The organism is Afifella sp. H1R, from assembly GCF_021462425.1.
Lineage (GTDB): Bacteria > Pseudomonadota > Alphaproteobacteria > Rhizobiales > Afifellaceae > Afifella > Afifella aestuarii.
The window spans coordinates 1-17,126 of the sequence record NZ_JAKEDY010000004.1; the positions used below are offsets into that span (position 1 = coordinate 1).

Genomic DNA, 17,126 nt, shown 5'->3' on the forward strand with positions numbered 1-17,126 from the left:
GTCGGCGTCGAGCGTGAGATCGGTGTCGCCACTCGTGTCAGGCGCCGGCTCTTCCGTCTCATTGCCGCCGAGAAGGGCGCCGGTGAGGTCTCCGGTTAGCCCGTCGACGGCATCCGTTCCACTCTCCAGTGTGGCGTCGACCGTCTCGACGACATCTTCGGTGGTGTCGACAGCACCATCAACGAGCCCGCCGGTCGTGTCGGTCAGCTCTGAGATGGTCTCACCCGTGGTCTCTCCGACCGCCTCGACCGTGCCGTCGGTCGTCCCGGTAAGGTCAAGGTCAGCGACGACATCGACGTCGACGTCGCCGACGAGTTCTTCGACGGGATCGAGGGTGACATCGAGATCCGCCGTCGTCTCGTCCACCAGAGGCAGGCCGAGGTCGGCGTCGAGCGTGAGATCGGTGTCGCCACTCGTGTCAGGCGCCGGCTCTTCCGTCTCATTGCCCCCGAGAAGACCTCCGGTGAGGTCTCCGGTCAGCCCGTCGACGGCATCCGTTCCGCTCTCCAAAGTGGCGTCGACCGTCTCGACGACATCGCCGGTGGTGTCGACCGCACCATCAACGAGCCCGCCCGTTGCGTCGGTCAGCTCTGTGGTGGTTTCGCTTGTGGTCTCCAGAACCTCTCCGACCGCCTCGGCCGTGCCATCGGTCGTTCCGGTGAGGTCCGCATCCGCGACCAGATCAATATCTATGTCACCGACGAGTTCTTCGACGGGGTCGAGGGTGACGTCGAGATCGGCCGTCGTTTCTCCCACCAGCGGCAGGCCGAGATCGGCATCCAGGGTCAGATCGGTATCGCCACTCGTGTCAGGCGCCGGCTCTTCCGTCGCATTGCCGCCGAGAAGGGCACCGGTGACGTCTCCGGTCAGCCCGTCGACGGCATCGGTTCCACTCTCCAGAGTGGTGTCGACCGTCTCGACGACATCGCCGGTTGTGTCGACAGCACCATCAACGAGCCCGCCTGTCGTGTCGGTCAGCTCTGTGGTGGTTTCGCTTGCGGTCTCCAGGACCTCTCCGACTGCCTCGGCGGTGCCGTCGGTCGTTCCGGAGAGGTCCGCGTCAGCGACCAGATCGACGTCGATGTCGCCGACGAGTTCTTCGACGGGGTCGAGGGTGACGTCGAGATCGGCCGTCGTCTCGTCCACCAGCGGCAGGCCGAGATCAGCGTCAAGGGTGAGATCGGTGTCGCCATCCTGAGCCGGATCGTCGGTTCCGCCGCCGAGAAGACCTCCGGTGAGGCCGCCGAGAAGACCGTCGACGGCGTCGTCCGTACCCCCGGTGACATCCGTCAGAGTGTCGGTCAGGCCGCCAGTGACGTCGTCGGAGATGTCGCCGACCGTTTCCAAAACCTCTCCGGCCGCATCCGTGATCTCTCCGGTGACATCGCCCAGATCCGCATCGGCGACCATGTCGATGTCGATATCGCCCAGAACTTCCTCGACGGGATCGAGAGTGACATCGAGGTCGGCGGTTAGATCGTCCACCAGCGGCAGCCCGAGATCGGCGTCGAGCGTGAGATCGGTGTCGCCATCCTGAGTCGGACCGTCGGTTCCGCCACCGAGAAGACCTCCGGTGAGGCCGCCCACAAGATCGCCGACAGCGTCGTCCGTACCCCCGGTGACATCCGTCAGAGTGTCGGTCAGGCCGCCAGTGACGTCGTCGGTGATGTCGCCGACCGTTTCCAAAACCTCTCCGGCCGCATCCGTGATCTCTTCGGTGACATCGCCCAGATCCGCATCGGCGACGATGTCGATGTCGATATCGCCCAGAACTTCCTCGACGGGATCGAGCGTGACGTCGAGATCGCCGGTGATATCTCCGACGAGCGGCAGGCCGAGATCAGCATCAAGGGTAAGATCGGTGTCGCCGTCCTGAGCCGGACCTTCGGGTCCGCCGCCGAGAAGATCGTCGATCGTGTCTGTGATGGTATCCGTCACATCATCGAGAAGATCGTCGATGAGATCGGTGGTCGTATCGAGCGTGTCGTCGACCAGATCCACGACGTCGTCGACCGTGCCCGGAATATCAACAGGTGTCTCAAGATCGACGTCGGGCAGATCAGGATCCGGAAGAGGGGCATCCGGTGTCACGTCCGTCGGCGGGTCGGTGGGATCCGTCCCGTCTGAAGGGTCGCCTCCGTCGCCATCGGTCACCACCGTATCTGGGGTCTCATCATCGCCCTCGTCAGGCGAGAGGTCAGATGTGGGCAGGTCCGGGTCGACGCCTGGAGCCGGAGCATCCGGCTCGTCCGCCGTATCTGGAAGTTCGCCGGGAATGTCGAGAAGATCGGGACCGGCATCGCCGTCAACGGGAACACCGGGCGGCTGCAACGCGCCAAGTGTCGGCGCCGTGGCGCCGCCCGTCGCGGTATTGGCCGCGCCCGAAGCGCCGGTCTCTCCGATTTCGGGGAAGTCGGATGCAAGTTCCCTGACATCGACGTTGGGGCGAGCCGGCGAGGACGCCTCTGTGCCGGACGTCGCGGCTTCGGGGACGGCCGCCAGGGGCTCGAGCGCATTATCCCCCATGAGGCCGGAGGTTCCGTCCGATGCGAGGTTGGTGACGGCGTTGGTCGTGCTGTCGGGACGGGCGAGATTGGTGGCGGTGTTGAGTGGCGCTGCGGCGAAAGTCTCGGCCAAGGAGGAACTGTTGACGTCGACGCCGTTCACCACATTCGTGGCGTCGAAGAGATCCATCGCCTCATAAAGCTTGGATTCCAGACCCGAACTCTGACTCACCGATGCATCCGCCATGACAGCACTCCTGTGGGGTGGTAACTCTAGGTGAGCACAGCTTTTGGTTTAACTAAGCGATTTGGACGCATTCTAAATACGTAGCTTGCGCGAGGGTTGCAATATAGCTGTATCATCAACCGTTGAGGGTACACGTCTTTTTGATCGCGATCGGTCCGCCCGTAAATCGGACGGCCACGTCGCCTCGCACGAGGATGTCCTTCAGCGCTGGTCAGCCTGCGGCGGGGGAGTTAAATTCCGGCCTCCGGATCTGGTCGTGTGATGCCCGATGGAACGCGCAGACGCCCCTCCTCAAAGCGGCCCGAAAAACCCCACATGCGTCGTCTGCGGCAAGAGCTTGCGGCAGGAGAGGGCGGTTCCGTGGGCGGCGGTGCGCCCGGCCATCTCGGCCCTGATCGGAAGGGACCATCCGCAATGGTCGGAGGGGTCCTGGATCTGCCCCGAGGACCTCGAGACCTATCGAAGGCGCTCTCTGAGGGAGCTCCTCAGCGACGCCAATGGCGATCTCGGCCCTTTGGAGCAGGAGGTTCTCGACAGCCTCAGAACCGGCGACATCGTCACCGCCGCGCCGGACATCACCTTCGACGAGAGGGCTACCTTCGGTGACCGGATGGCCGACCGTGTGGCGGCCTTCGGCGGCTCTTGGACTTTCATCCTTTCGTTTTCGCTCGTTTGCGGCCTTTGGATGATGCTCAATGTCACCGGATGGCTCTTCAAGCCGTTCGATGCCTATCCGTTCATTCTTCTCAATCTGGTGCTGTCGACACTGGCCGCGATCCAGGCGCCGATCATCATGATGAGCCAGCGCCGCCAGGAGGCGCGCGACCGGATGCGGGCGCAGAACGATTATCAGGTCAACTTGAAAGCCGAGCTGGAGGTCCGGCAGCTCCATGAGAAGATCGATCACCAGCTCTCGCAACAATCTTCGCGGCTGGAGAGGCTCGAACGCCTGCAGGAGAAGCTCATCGATCGCATGACCTCGTGATGTCCGAGGCTGGCATTCCCCTTGCCTTTCCTCCGCGCGAAGCTTCGCCCGCCATGCCGCGCGGATCGGCAAGGCGGGCGTTTCTTCCGAATATGAGCCCTCCCTCCGGTTCCGGTGGACGCGACAGAGGCAAATGAGAGATATAGCGAACGCCACCATCTTGGATCGCGGGGAACGTCCCGCTGGCACGTCCTGTGGGGTCGGAGGCTGATGGGGATGGAGGCTGCGGGATCTCGCCGGGTTGCGGCGCCTGACGGTGGGAACAGCTCTGACCCGCGTGGCTTGGAGGGACAGAGAGAACCGCGCCGGCGTTGGCGTCGCTTTCTGGCACCCATCCTGCTTGTGGTGCTGCTCGCCTTCATGGCTCTCGCCGTCAGCCGTCTCGCCCAGGATGTGACGTATTCTGCAGTCGTCGAGGCTCTCTCCGAGGTGTCCTGGTGGCGGCTCGGTGCGGCGGGCGCCCTGACGGCACTGAGCTTTCTGGCGTTGAGCTTCTATGATGTCTCGGGGCTGGATTATGCCGGCAGACGTCTGCCTTATCCTCGCGTGGCCCTTGCGTCCTTCTGCGCCTATGCCGTCGGCAATACGGCGGGTTTCGGGCCGCTCTCCGGCGGCGCGGTGCGCTACCGCTTCTACACCCCGCTCGGCCTGAAGCCGGAGGAGATCGCGCGTGTCGTGGCGTTCATCACCGCGGGCTTCGGTCTTGGTCTCGTGGCAACGGCCGGTCTCGGCCTCATCTTCGCGGGTGGCCCCGTTGCTGCGGCTCTCCGGGTGCCGGTTTCACTCCTTCATATTGCGGGAGGCGGATTGCTGCTCCTCGGATTCTCGCCTGTCATCGTTTCGCTGCGGCGAGCGCGGACATTGCAATTTGGTTCGCTGCGCGTGGTGCTGCCCCGCGCCGGCTTGATCCTGCGCCAGCTCGCCATCACGCTCCTCGATATCAGCGCATCCGCCGCCGTTCTATGGGTGCTGCTTCCGCAAGATTCGATCGGCTTTGCGGGCTTCGTCCCGGTCTACGCCATCGCCGTCGCGCTGGGCGTGCTCAGCCACGTGCCGGCCGGCATTGGCGTCTTCGAGACGGTGATGATCGCCGCTCTCTCGGCCACCTTGCCCGTCGACCGGGTGCTCGCTGCCCTGGTCCTCTACCGCCTGATCTATTACGCGCTGCCTCTTGCCGCTGCGGCTCTGACGATCATCGGCCTGGAGGCGCGGCGGGCCGTCGCGGGCGCGACTTTGGCGGGCGCTGCCCAACTCATCCCGCCCGTTCTCGGCGCCCTCGGCTTTCTGTCGGGTGGCATGCTCGTTCTGTCCGGCCTGACGCCTGCCGCTCCGCAACGTCTCGGCCTTCTGAACGCCTTCGTTCCGCTCCCCATCATCGAAGGCGCGCATTTCCTCTCGAGCATTCTCGGCACGCTTTTGCTCATCACCGCGCGGGGGCTGGTTTTCCGGCTCGACGGTGCCTGGTGGGTGAGCGTCGTCGCAACTCTTCTCGCTTTGGCATTCGCACCCCTGAAGGCTCTTGCCGTCGGCGAGACCGTCGTTCTGTCTCTGCTCCTCGTCGCTCTTCTCACGGCCCGAGCCGAGTTTTCGCGTCCGTCCTCGCTGATGCATGAGACCTTCAGTCTGCGCTGGCTGGTGGCCGTGGCGACGATCCTCGTTTCCTCCTTCGCCGTGATGATGTTCGCCTACAAGGAAGTGGCCTACACGCACGAGCTCTGGTGGCAGTTCGAAGCGACGGCTGATGCGCCGCGCAGCCTTCGCGCGCTCGTCGGCATCGTGCTCGCACTCGCGACGCTTGCCGTATGGTCTCTCGTCAGGCCATGGCCCGGCATTCGCGAAAAGGCGACCGCCGAGCAGCTGGAACACGCCATTGCGATCGCCGTGCAACAGGATCGCCCGGATGCCAATCTGGTGCGCATGGGCGACAAAAGCCTGATGTTTTCCGAAGACGGAGACGCCTTCATCATGTTCGCGCGCCAGGGCCGGTCGTGGGTCGCGCTTTTCGACCCCGTCGGTGCGAGAGCGTCCTGGCCTGGCCTCGTCTGGAAGTTCGTCGAGACCGCGCGGCAGCATGGCGGCCGTGCCGTGTTCTACGAAGTCGGTCCGCGCGATCTGAGCCTCTACGCGGATGCGGGTCTTGCAGCTTTCAAGCTCGGCGAGAGTGCAAAGGTGAAGCTTGCCGATTTCGATCTTCAAGGAGGGCGACGCTCGAACTTTCGCAATGCGTTGCGCAAGGGGGAGCGGGCGGGCTTTGAGTTCGACGTCTATCCGCCTGAGCGCGTTCCGGAAATCCTCGGCGAACTCAAGGGGGTTTCAGACGTCTGGCTGTCGTATCACAACGTCCGTGAAAAGGCGTTTTCGCTCGGGGCTTTCGATGAGGCCTATGTCGCCGCGCAACCGGTGGCATGCCTCAGGCATCAGGGGCGGATCATCGCATTTGCGACGCTTCTCACCACGCAGGTGCGGTTTGAGGCATCGATCGATCTCATGCGCGTCGCACCGGATGCGCCCAACGGGACGATGGATTTCCTGTTCCTGAAGCTCATCCTTCTCTTCAAGGAGGAGGGATATGAATGGTTCGATCTCGGCATGGCGCCGCTCTCCGGGTTTCGTTCGGGAAGCGCTGCGACGCTCTGGAACCGGGTCGGACGGGCGGTCTTCGAGCACGGCGAGCGGTTCTATCATTTCAAGGGGCTGCACGGCTTCAAGGACAAGTTCGACCCGCACTGGGAGCCGAGATACATGGCCGTGTCCGGCGGCATCAATCCTCTGATCGCACTGACCGACGTCACGGTCCTCATCGGCGGCGGTTTGCGTGGGGTGGTTTCCAAATGAAGCATCTGTTTTGCGCGGTTCTGGCCGTGCTCTGCGGGTCGGCGAGTTTCGACGCGTGGGCTGCCGTCCTCGATTCCGGGCAGCCGGCAATCGCCCGGATCCTCAATCGCGGGGCGCCCGTGAGCGGGATCGTCTTCCTCATCTCCGACCGCGACGGCTGGAGCGAAGCCGACGATGCGAGGGCTCTCTCGCTTGCCGATCATCGTGCGATCGTCGTCGGCGTTGATCTGCCGCGTTATCTCGCGGCTCTCGAGGCCGAAGACGACGACTGCGCCTATCTCGTTTCCGATATCGAAGCGTTGAGCCACACGCTGCAGAGACAGGCAGGCACATCGGACTATCACGCGCCGATCATCGCCGGAGAGGGCGCCGGCGGCGGCCTGGCGGTCGCGATCGCGGCCCAGACGCCCGAGGCGACGGTGGGCCATACGCTCGCCCTCGACCCGACGCCCGGAATCTCTTTGAAAAAGCCGCTCTGCTCCGGCGCGCCACGCGAGACCGTGGCGGGCGAGACCGTCTATGGTCTGTCTCCGGGGGCTCTCCCCGATCCGGTCGATGTCTATTTCTCCTCATCCGCAACGCAGGAGGCGAGAGCCCATATCGCGGACCTCGTCTCTGCGCATTTCGCGGTTTCGGTCACCGATGGAGAGGGGGCGGAGGCTGCGTTCGGAGAGAAACTGGACGAGCTTCTCGACAGCGCGTCGCAGCTGCAGGAGGGTGATCCCGACATGCCGATCGTCGAGCTTCCGGCCGCCCCCACCGTCGATGCGATGGCGATCGTCTATTCCGGCGATGGTGGCTGGCGGGATCTCGACAGGACGATCGCCGGCATCTTCCAGACGAAGGGGTTGCCGACAGTCGGGGTCGATTCCTTGCGCTATTTCTGGTCGGAGAAGACGCCCGAGGAGGTCGCGCATGACCTTGAGGGGCTGATCGACGCCTACACCGCGAAATGGGGGGTCGGCCACGTTGCGCTCGTCGGCTATTCCTTCGGGGCCGATATGATGCCGGAGGTCTACAATGCGCTCGATGCCCCGCATCAGGCCAAGGTCGCGCAGATATCGCTTCTCGGTGCCGCGCCGTCCGCAGATTTCGAAATCTCGGTTTCGGGATGGCTCGGCGTCGCTTCCGCCTCCGCGCATCCGACTTTGCCTCAGATCGAGCGGATCGACCCCGCAAAGCTTCAATGTGTCTATGGCGCCGATGACAGCCGCTCAACTGTCTGCCCGCAACTGTCAGGGTCACGCATCGAAATCATCGAAACGAAGGGCGGACACCATTTCGACGGCGACTACGAGGCGCTTGCCGCGACAATTCTTGCTGGACTGAAGTCGCGGCTCACAGCCGAATAGCCGACGCGCCCCAGGCCCCACGCCCGGCGCCCGGCCCATGCCGCTTTCTCCTTAGGGTCTCCAAAGAGAATGGAGGCTTCCGAACTTTCGTGGATGCCATTGCCGATGGGAAGAGTTGTGCAATTAGGTTAAGATTTATTATTTATATAATTATATTAAATTATTTTATATAAAATATATTATTTAATACAGAGATGTATTTGTATGAATTTTCTCGCGGAGATATCACCGGATGCTGAGAGGGGGCATGTGTGGCTCGAATACAGGCGAGCCTCCGGTTTAAATGGGTGGGAGGCGCTCGGTATAGGCCACGGTTCACCGAAGCGCGCTCTGGCCATGCGTGTGCTGAAGACATTGCCTTGCCGATTTCCGCACTTGCAATCGGTCCGGCCGGTGGTCGCGCGCGTTCGGAGGTGTCGCGTTCAGCCGAGTCCCTGAGGAGGGCATAGATGAAGGGGAGAGTTGCATGAATGCGAAGATCGCCGTGATTCCAGTATTCATGTTGATCGCAGGAGTGGGCATTGCCAATGCTGCACCAAAGCAGGATCTGGTCGATTTCTTTGTTGAGCAGGGCTGCGCGATCGGACCTTTAACGAGGGCCATCGCCCGAAGTGCTGGCTTTGCCGACACGGATATCGATGCTCTGGTCGCGGAAGCCGATGATAATGCCGAGACCATTCGGACCGGAGATTGGGTCGTCCTTCCGACAAGCCTTTGCCGCATTTCGCCGCCCGATGTCAGAAGCGAGATCCGCCTCGATGATCCCGAGGTGCAGGCGGTGACGACATCAATCGACGCCTATGCTGAATTCGACGAGATCGGCTGTTTTATCGACGGACCGGCGATCATGGAGCGCGTGCAAGAAACGCGAGGCTGGAGCCGTGAGAAAGCCAATACCGAGTATCTGTGGTTCCTTGCGGAGAACCTTCGCAGCCACGACATTACCTTTTATAGCGATGATATACTCAAAACGCCTCCCGGATTCCAGGTTCTGACGGGCGATTGCGCCGATGTGCCGAATATCGAAGACATTCGGCGATCGCAGGTGCTGCGTGACCGGGAGTTCGACACGCTTGTGCGCACCGATTCCCGCGAAGTCGTATGCCTTCGCGATGACGCCCCCAGTTACCGCTTCATGGAGCTTGCGCACAAACTTACGGGTGGCGAGAACAGCAATGTCTTTATGTCCTTCGAGGTGAAGCTGATGGCCCTCGGCGGCGGCTGGTTCGTGGGAACCAGCGCCACACAAAAAGGCACGCCCCGGCCTCCGCTTTGCCGGTTCGAGTAACCCATGCCGAGAGAGCGGAACAGGGACGGACGCCGTGGGCTCTTGCCGCTTTAGGTCTGCTGATAAACGGCGACGACTTCATCGAAGCGGCGCTGTTCGAGATCGCTTCGTCGGATCAGGAAATAGACCGTTCCCTCGGTGAACCGCGCCTGCATCCAGTCGGCGATGTCGAGCTGCAGCAGGAGGGTCCAGGTCTCGGCTTCCGCCTTGATGCGGGGAAAATTCTCGCGCCAGAGCTCGTGCGGCAGGTGCTGGACCCCGAACTTGGAGACCACGACCGCATCGAGGCGAGGATCGTCCTGTTCCGGTTCGGAGCTGCCGAGCAATTGCTGACGCCGCCAATGCTCTTCCGTGTACATGTCGTGGTATTCCACCGAGGCCGCTTCATAATCCTCCCGGAAGCGTTCGCTCTCGTCCCCCGAGGCGTCCCACCGCAATTCGGGAAGCCTTTCGGCGTCGAGCGACGCTGGGTGCGGGAGGCGCCAGGTCGCGGCCAAGTTCATCTCGCGTTGCGGCGCGCCGTAGACCGTGCCTTCCTCATCGTCGTGCCTTATGTCCGCAAGCGCTTCCAGCTCCGCTTGTGCGGCCTCGGCGAGATCGGAAGGCATGCGGGCCTGAGAGAGGCCTGCAGCGGGCGAGGTGTCCCAGATGACGCGGGCCGCGCGCGTGCCGGTGTCCCAAGGACCCGTCATATGATCGTAGAAGAAGAGAAGGCGACCTTCTGATGGAAGGATCTCCGCCGCCTCGCCAAGCGTGCTCGCTTCCTGGAGGTCGACTTGTGCGATGAAGGCGTAGGGCAGGCCGCGCTCCATATGGGCGCGCAGCTCGCGGCCCATCTCGGCATTTGCGCGCCCGGCAATCGCCTGCGGATCGCTCGGTATCGGCGGTCGGGGCCAGACGAACTCGTCTGACACGTCGGGCACGCCGCCGATATGGGTGTCGCCGAGGCGCCTTGTCTCGGGCGCTGCAGGCTTGAAGATGATGGCAGGCACCAACGCCTCCACCACCTGCTCCAGCCGGGGCGGGTCGAACCAGTTCGCAAGTGCCGCCGTCGCTTCGGCCAGTCCGTCGAACAAAGCTTGCCTCCTCATGGTGGCCGGTATCAGCCGCCGTTTCTTGCCGTTATCTCGCGCCGCATTCGGTTGGCAAATGCCGCGCCTCTTTCACGTCGCACACTGGCTCTCACCGTGGTGAGATTGAAAGATGGGTTAGCCGATAAATTGGGCCAAGCAGTCCATTTGTCAGTCGTTGCAAACATCGCCAGCCTTCGAACCCCGAAGACCGCAACCAGGGCCTCGTGCGCGCCCTAACAGGTCATTTCACTTATGCGCACGAAGGAGCGAACCGCCGCCTTGGATGCCGAATAGAGCGCGAAGCCGGGGATGGGCGCCTCCAGCGCGAACAGCTGTCTGGAACTGCCGGGCGAGAAGAGCCTAGCTTCTGGGCGGCCTGACGTAGTCGAGGATACGCTCGATGAGGTTCTGAATGAGCGGCTCCTCCGCCCGGTCCGTGTCGCAGAGGATGTAATAGGCGCGGGCCGCGTTGATGGAGGTGAGGAACGGCTGGATCAGCCGCCCCTCCGCCAGGTAGTTGCGGGTGAGCACGTCGGAGACGAGCGCGATGCCGCGGCCCTGGACGGCCGAGGCGATCGCTTGTGCCACCGTGCTGACGCGCACCTTGCCGCTTCCCTGCAGGCTGACCCGCGCCGCCACCGCCCATTTCGCCCATTCCTCGCCCTCGTCCTCGTGCAGGAGGGTGATGCCGTTGAGCTTGCGGTCCCGGTGCTGCAGGTCGAGGCGGGGAAACAGGATCGGCGCGCAGACCGTCCGAAGCCGCACCTCGCTGAGGAGCCGCCAGCTCAGGCCGGGGAAGGGCGGGTTGTCGTAGACGATGGCGAGATCGACCGCGTCCCAGTCCACATCGGCGGCCGTGACCGCCTCGGCGATCGTCAGGTTCGGGATATTGCGGCTCTCGGCGAACTCCACCACCGCCGAGCTCAGCCAGGCGACGCCGAGCGCGGTCGGCAGCGAGACCGAGAGGGCGGCCGGCCGCGCGCTGGCGTCGAGGTTGCCTGCGCGCCGCATCGCCGTCTCGATCTGGCCGAGCGACAGGGCGACGGCCTCGGCGAAATCGGCGCCCGCCTGCGTCAGGACGAGGCCGCGGCCGACCTTGTCGAAGAGCTCGATGCCCGTCGCCTCGCCGAGCTTCTTGATCTGCAGCGAAACCGCACTCGGGCTGAGGTTCAATTCCTCGGCGGCACCGCGGATGCTGTTCAGCCTGGCAACGGCGCGGAAGGCGGGCAGGTAGTGGAGGAAGCTCAGCGAGCGGGCCATGCGTCACCGGCGGTTCGATCGTTGAGTTATATAGAACGGTTTACGTCGAGATTTGTCGCTTTTCTTCTTCGCCGTTTTGCGCTGCCTTGAGGCCGACGAAAGGGGGCGACGCCGCATGATCCGGGCAAGGCCATTCGATTTTCCCTATGACGGAAACCTCGATCCGGGCACAACGGCCCTGATCGTCATCGATCTGCAGCACGATTTCCTGTCGCCGCACGGTTACTTCGCCAGGCAGGGCTACGATCCCGCGCCCCTGCGCGCCATCCTCCCGGCCGTCGGTCAGCTCATCGCCGCCTGTCGCGCCGCCGGCATTCGGGTCGTGCACACCCGACAGGGTTATCGCGCCGACCTCGCCGACATGACTGCCTACGAGAAGTGGCGCCGCAGCCTTTCCGGCCTCGAAGGCACCAACGTCCTGCTGCGTTCCAGCCCGGGCTTTGAGATCGTGCCGGAGATCGACGTCCGGGTCGATGACATCGTCGTCGACAAGACCTGCAACGGCGCCTTCACCTACACCGATCTGGAGCATGTGCTGCGGGCGCAGGGGATCACGCATCTCATGTTCTCCGGCTGCACCACGGATGTCTGCGTGCACTCCACGCTGCGCGAGGCCTGCGACCGCAATTTCCAGTGCCTGACGATCGCCGATGCCTGCGCCAGCGGCGACCGCTACGCCCACGAGGCGGCGCTCCACATGGTGACGGTGGAGAACGGCGTCTTCGGAGCGATCACGGAAACGGCGGCCGTCCTGGAAGGCCTAGCGGGGCTCGGGGAGGGCAACCGATGAGCGCCGGCCCGGCCGAGACTGCCTTCCCGCAGCGCTACGTCTCGCTGATGCGCCTGACCGAGAAGGGGCTTGCCGAGCTCTCCGACAGTGTCCGGCGCAGGAAGGTGAGCGAGGAGCGGGTCGCCGCACTCGGCGGCAGGTCCATCGCCTTCTACGCGGTGATGGGGCCCTACGATTTCGTCCAGGTGTTCGAGATGCCGAGCAACGCGGCCATGATGCAGTACGTGCTCACGGCCCGCCGCGACGGCCATGTCGACCCCCTGATCCTCCCCGCCTTCGACACCGAGTGCTGGGGCGGCATCGTCGAACACATCAAGTAGAAGAAGGGGAACGAGCATGATGAAAGCGTTTTGGGCCGCGGTGGCGTTCACCGTTCTGGCAAGCCAGGCCGCACAGGCGGGCGAGCCGAGCTTCGTCTCCGATGGCAAGGTCGCCGTCTGCACCTCGGCGAACTTCCCGCCGCTGACCTTCAAGAAGGATGTCGGCGACACGGTGCCGGTTGGCATCGACATCGAGGTCGCCGACGCGCTTGCCGGCACCTGGAACGCCACGACCACCTACACCACCACCGAATTCGCCGGGCTCCTGCCGACGCTCGGCTCCGGACGCTGCGGCCTCATCGTCAGCGGCATCTATATCAACGACGAGCGCCGCCAGACCTACGACGGCGCGCGCTACATGAAGTCGGCCACGGTCATCGTGAAGAAAGCCGGGAACGACGCGGTGGAAGGGCCGGAGACGCTGAGCGGCAAGTCGGTGGCGCTGGAATCCGGCACCTACTACCAGGAAGAGCGCGTCGACCCGCTCAACAAGGAGTTTGCGGCCGCCGGCAAGCCCGAGATTGCCGTCGACACCTATCCGACGCAGCAGGCCGCCTATCAGCAGGTGCTCGTCGGCCGGGCCGACGCCACGCTGACGGAGGAGGCGGAGGGCGCCTACCGCGTCGCCGCGGCGCCAGATCAGCTCGCGATTTCTTACACCTGGCAGTCAGAATTCACCTACGGCATCTACATGCGCCGCAACCCGGACGATCTTGCTGCCGTGCGCGCCGGACTGAAGAAGCTTCGCGAAGAGGGCTTCTTCGACGCGCTGGCAAAAAAGTATGGTCTCGATCCGTCGGTGTTCGACGTCGACTACGATTCGTGACGGCAGGGGCGAAACGGCGATATGTCCTTCGACGTCGGACTGTTTGCATCGGCGCTGCTTTCGCCCGCGATGCTGCGGGGCGCTGCGGTCGCCCTCATCCTGTCGCTCATGGTCTTCGCCGTTTCGTTCTTCCTCTGTCTGCCGGTGGCGCTCGCGCTGAATTCCAAGCGAAATGCGCAGAAACTTCCCGCCCAGCTCTACGTGTGGGTCTTCCGGGCCGCGCCCGTGATCCTCATTCTGCTGGTCGTCTGGAACGGCGCGCCGCAGATCGTCCCGGCGCTCCTGAAGGCGAACTGGTTCATCCCCTTCGTCGCGGCGGCCGTCTCCTTCGTGCTGGTCAGCGTCGCCTACATGGCGGAGATCATGAAGGCCGCGCTTCTCGCCATCGGGCCGGGGCAGGGGGAAGCGGCGAAGGCGCTCGGCCTCGGCCGCCTGCAGGCGTTTCGGCTGGTGATCATGCCCCAGGCGTTGCGGGTTGCGCTGCCACCGCTCGTCAACGAATTCATCAACCTCCTGAAGGCGACGTCGCTCGCCTACGTGATTTCGCTGCGGGAGATCATGGCGGTGGTCAACGATGCCATCGCCGCCTCCTTCCGCTTCGTCGAATGGTACTGCGCCGCGCTCGTCTACTATCTCGTCATCGTCTCCGTCTTCATGCTCTTCCAGTCCTGGCTGGCGAAGCGATTGAAATAGGCCGGGCGACACATCGAGGCGACACATCGAAAGGAATCTGGCCGTGCAACACGAAGAACGCCTGCGCCGCCTGCGCGAGAAATACGATACCGGCCACGGCGGATCGGTCCACGATCCGAAATTCCGCGCCGTCGCCGACCGGATCTTTCAGGCGAGCGGCACCCGGGCCGCGCCCTATAGCGGCATCCCGACCCTGCTCGACGCGCCGTTCCGCGAGGTCGACTGGTCCGATCCGGACATCGGCGATCTCGACGTCGCCCTCGTGGGCGTGCCGATGGATCTCGGGGTCACCAACCGCCCGGGCTCTCGCTTCGGGCCGAGGGCCGTTCGCAGCATCGAGCGCGTCGGCCCGTACAACCAAGTGCTCGAGACCGCTCCCACCTTCGAGATGAAGGTCGCCGATATCGGCGACGTACCGTTTCGCAGCCGCTACCGCCTGGAGATGAGCCACGAGGACATCGAGGCGGCCTTCGAAAGGATCGTCGCTGCCGGTGTCGTTCCGCTCGCCGTTGGCGGCGACCATTCGGTCACCCATCCGATCCTCAAGGCGGTGGGGCGGAAGGCGCCGGTCGGGCTCGTCCATATTGACGCGCATTGCGATACCGGCGGCGCCTACGACCTGACGAAATTTCATCACGGCGGGCCGTTTCGCAACGCGGTGCTCGACGGCGTGCTCGATCCGACCCGCACCATCCAGATCGGCATCCGCGGCCCGGCCGAATATCTCTGGGAGTTCTCCTACGATTCCGGGATGACGGTGATTCACGCCGAGGAGGTTTCGGCGATGGGAATTACTGCGATCATCGAAAGGGCTCGCCAGGTCGTCGGCGACGGGCCGACCTATCTGAGCTTCGACGTCGACAGCCTCGATCCGAGCATCGCGCCGGGTACCGGCACGCCGGAAATCGGCGGCCTGACGAGCCGCGAGGCGCTCGAGATCCTGCGCGGTCTCAAGGGCCTCGATTTTGTCGGCGGCGACGTGGTGGAGGTCGCGCCGCAATACGACCCCTCGACCAACACCGCCCATGTCGGCGCCCAGATGCTCTTCGAGATCCTGAGCCTCGTTCGCTTCGCCCCCGGAAGGCGCGGCTCGGCGGGCTGACCGGAGAGCGGATCGTTGCCGTCGCTATGTTTGGCGCGCGGCCGTTTGCTTAGGTTCTCGGGAGCGCATTTCCGAACAGCATTACGGAGCCGTTTCCCTTCACGACGACATCCTATCTCCTGATGATGCTCATCGTATTTGTTCCCTTTGTCCGTGCCATGAACCGCAAGCGAAATCGGCGGGGGGCTGACGAGACACTCTAAGTCTGCTGATCAACGTCCACGACTTCATCGAAGCGGCGCTGTTCAAGATCGCGTCGGCGGATCAGGAAATAGACCGTTCCCTCGGTGAACCGCGCCTGCATCCAGCCGTCGCTTCGGCCAGTCCGTCGAACAAAGCTTGCCTCCTCATGGTTGATGGCATCGGCGGCCGTTTTTGGCCGCCATGACGCGCGGCTTTTGGCCGGCGAATGCTGTGCCTCTTTTAGAGCGCTCCCTCTATCTCACCGTGTTGATCGTGCAACATGCATCGACTGTCATAACCGCGGTAGATTATCTCAATTCAGCGAAATATATTAAGTCACTCAGTATTCTGAGAAATTTGGGTGTGTGTTTATGTTTCTATTGCATATTGGGTAATTTCCTAGATACAAGAATAGCGTTGTCTTCATAGAAGCGCCTCGCTATGCCTCCATTAGATTTGCTGGGGGGCGATTGAATGTACCGAGGTGCAGCCACTTTGGTGGTTTTGCTGTCGTTGGCGGGATGCGCGTCTTCGTATTTGCCGTCGGGCGGACCGAAGACCGGAGCAATTCGAAACACGACGCTTTCGCCGTCCGGTCAGCCTGTTCCCGTCGTCGATCTTTCCGTCGCGGCCTACTACATGGAACCTCCGCAGTCCGCACTGGGTGAGGGCATGGAGCGCCCTGATGCCCCTCGGGGTGACCTCTCGCGCCTCGGCCGGGTCGGTTACAATGCGACGCGACTGCGTCCGGGGGACGTGATCGAGGTCACCATTTTCGACACCGGTGAAGAGGGGTTGTTTGCGTCGACGTCGAGCCGGTCGTTGGCACTTGGTCGGTTCACGGTCGATTCCTCCGGCTTCGTAACTCTGCCCTTCGTTGGGCGCCAACGAGTGATCGAGTCCACGCCCGCCGCTCTGCAGAACCAGATCGTCAATGGTCTGCGCGGCTCGGCGGTCAATCCTCAGGCCGTGGTCAACGTCATCGAAAAGCCGGGAGCGGTTGTCACGGTCGATGGCGCGGTGCGTTCGCCCGGACGCTTCCCCATTTCGGGAGGCGTATCGGTTCTGGACGCGATCGCTCTGGCCGGTGGAGCGCAATCCAAGCCACAGGAAACCACGGTCACGGTCGAGCGAGGGGGACACCGCGCGTCGGCCACGTTGGAGCGAGTGCTCGCCTCGCCCTCTCAGAACATCCCGCTTGCCCCGGGAGATCGCATTTTCCTCGGTGAGGACGAGGCGGCAGGGAAGACCTCTTATACGACCTACGGCGCGTTCAAGAGCGCGGGCGAATTTCCCTTCGAGCCCGGAACGTTGACGCTCGACAAGGCGATCGGTCGGGCAGGTGGATTGCGTGACGATCAGGCCGATCCGCTGAACGTCTATCTCTTCCGGACCCAGAAGGTTCCTGCCGTCACGGCAGCCGTAAGTGCCGGGAAGAGCCCGGGAGCACCAGCGCCGACAGTGCTGCGGCCGATCATTGTCAGGGTGAACATGAAGGACCCGGCGAGCTTCATCCAGATGCAGAGTTTCCAGATGCTCGACGGAGACATCCTCTATGCCACGAACGCGAAGTCGGTCGACTGGGCGAAGTATCTGAATTTCCTCAAATCGTCGCCGCCGCCGTTGCCTGCTGCGCCCGCGCCGAGCGCGTCTTCTTAGGACAAAGCT

The 17,126-nt window shown here is 63.4% G+C and carries 13 protein-coding genes; 10 read left to right on the forward strand and 3 right to left on the reverse strand.

The genetic code is table 11. The features are described 5' to 3' along the window. Window positions 1–2,751, reverse strand: a 2,751-nt coding sequence (locus tag L0F51_RS19445; RefSeq protein WP_234630833.1) for a hypothetical protein, incomplete at its 3' end; no start/stop codon positions are given. A gap of 268 nt (window positions 2,752–3,019) precedes the next feature. On the opposite strand from L0F51_RS19445, the gene L0F51_RS19450 reads away from it, so the two are divergent. From L0F51_RS19450 to L0F51_RS19465, 4 genes are all read left to right on the forward strand, one after another. Further along, entirely contained in the window at window positions 3,020–3,736 is a 717-nt protein-coding gene (locus L0F51_RS19450) for a DUF1003 domain-containing protein (RefSeq protein WP_234630834.1), read from the forward strand. A 282-nt stretch (window positions 3,737–4,018) separates the two neighbouring features. Continuing rightward, window positions 4,019–6,571 (forward strand): bifunctional lysylphosphatidylglycerol flippase/synthetase MprF, encoded by a 2,553-nt coding sequence (mprF, locus tag L0F51_RS19455; protein ID WP_234630835.1) that lies wholly within the window; start codon window positions 4,019–4,021, stop codon window positions 6,569–6,571. Further along, a complete protein-coding gene (locus tag L0F51_RS19460) occupies window positions 6,568–7,923 on the forward strand; it encodes a virulence factor family protein (protein ID WP_234630836.1) in 1,356 nt (451 codons plus the stop codon). The genes mprF and L0F51_RS19460 overlap by 4 nt, the downstream gene beginning before the upstream one ends. A gap of 466 nt (window positions 7,924–8,389) precedes the next feature. Then, complete coding sequence (locus L0F51_RS19465; RefSeq protein WP_234630837.1) at window positions 8,390–9,211, forward strand: hypothetical protein; 822 nt, start codon at window positions 8,390–8,392, stop codon at window positions 9,209–9,211. Between the two features lie 50 nt (window positions 9,212–9,261). Here the strand turns inward: L0F51_RS19465 and L0F51_RS19470 are convergent, their stop codons facing one another. Both L0F51_RS19470 and L0F51_RS19475 read right to left on the reverse strand, forming a co-directional pair. After that, on the reverse strand, window positions 9,262–10,287 hold the full coding sequence (locus tag L0F51_RS19470; protein ID WP_234630838.1) for a DUF1963 domain-containing protein: 1,026 nt from the start codon (window positions 10,285–10,287) through the stop codon (window positions 9,262–9,264). A 357-nt stretch (window positions 10,288–10,644) separates the two neighbouring features. Further along, window positions 10,645–11,544 (reverse strand): LysR family transcriptional regulator, encoded by a 900-nt coding sequence (locus L0F51_RS19475; protein WP_234630839.1) that lies wholly within the window; start codon window positions 11,542–11,544, stop codon window positions 10,645–10,647. Window positions 11,545–11,659: 115 nt separating this feature from the next. Between L0F51_RS19475 and L0F51_RS19480 the strand changes: the two genes are divergently transcribed. The 6 genes from L0F51_RS19480 to L0F51_RS19505 all read left to right on the forward strand — a co-directional run bounded on the left by L0F51_RS19480 (window position 11,660) and on the right by L0F51_RS19505 (window position 17,117). Beyond that, window positions 11,660–12,334, forward strand: coding sequence for a cysteine hydrolase family protein (locus L0F51_RS19480; protein ID WP_234630840.1), 675 nt, complete (start codon window positions 11,660–11,662; stop codon window positions 12,332–12,334). After that, window positions 12,331–12,654 carry a GYD domain-containing protein gene (locus L0F51_RS19485; protein WP_234630841.1) on the forward strand — a complete coding sequence of 108 codons (324 nt, stop codon included), beginning with the start codon at window positions 12,331–12,333 and terminating at the stop codon, window positions 12,652–12,654. The genes L0F51_RS19480 and L0F51_RS19485 overlap by 4 nt, the downstream gene beginning before the upstream one ends. Window positions 12,655–12,670: 16 nt before the next feature. Next, the gene (locus L0F51_RS19490) at window positions 12,671–13,480 is read left to right on the forward strand and encodes a transporter substrate-binding domain-containing protein (protein WP_234630842.1); all 810 of its coding nucleotides are present in this window, start codon (window positions 12,671–12,673) and stop codon (window positions 13,478–13,480) included. Between the two features lie 21 nt (window positions 13,481–13,501). Further along, complete coding sequence (locus L0F51_RS19495) at window positions 13,502–14,173, forward strand: amino acid ABC transporter permease (RefSeq protein WP_234630843.1); 672 nt, start codon at window positions 13,502–13,504, stop codon at window positions 14,171–14,173. A gap of 43 nt (window positions 14,174–14,216) precedes the next feature. Further along, entirely contained in the window at window positions 14,217–15,275 is a 1,059-nt protein-coding gene (gene speB / locus L0F51_RS19500; protein WP_370642466.1) for an agmatinase, read from the forward strand. 681 nt (window positions 15,276–15,956) lie between these two features. Continuing rightward, the gene (locus L0F51_RS19505) at window positions 15,957–17,117 is read left to right on the forward strand and encodes a polysaccharide biosynthesis/export family protein (protein WP_234630865.1); all 1,161 of its coding nucleotides are present in this window, start codon (window positions 15,957–15,959) and stop codon (window positions 17,115–17,117) included. Window positions 17,118–17,126 lie beyond the last annotated feature (9 nt).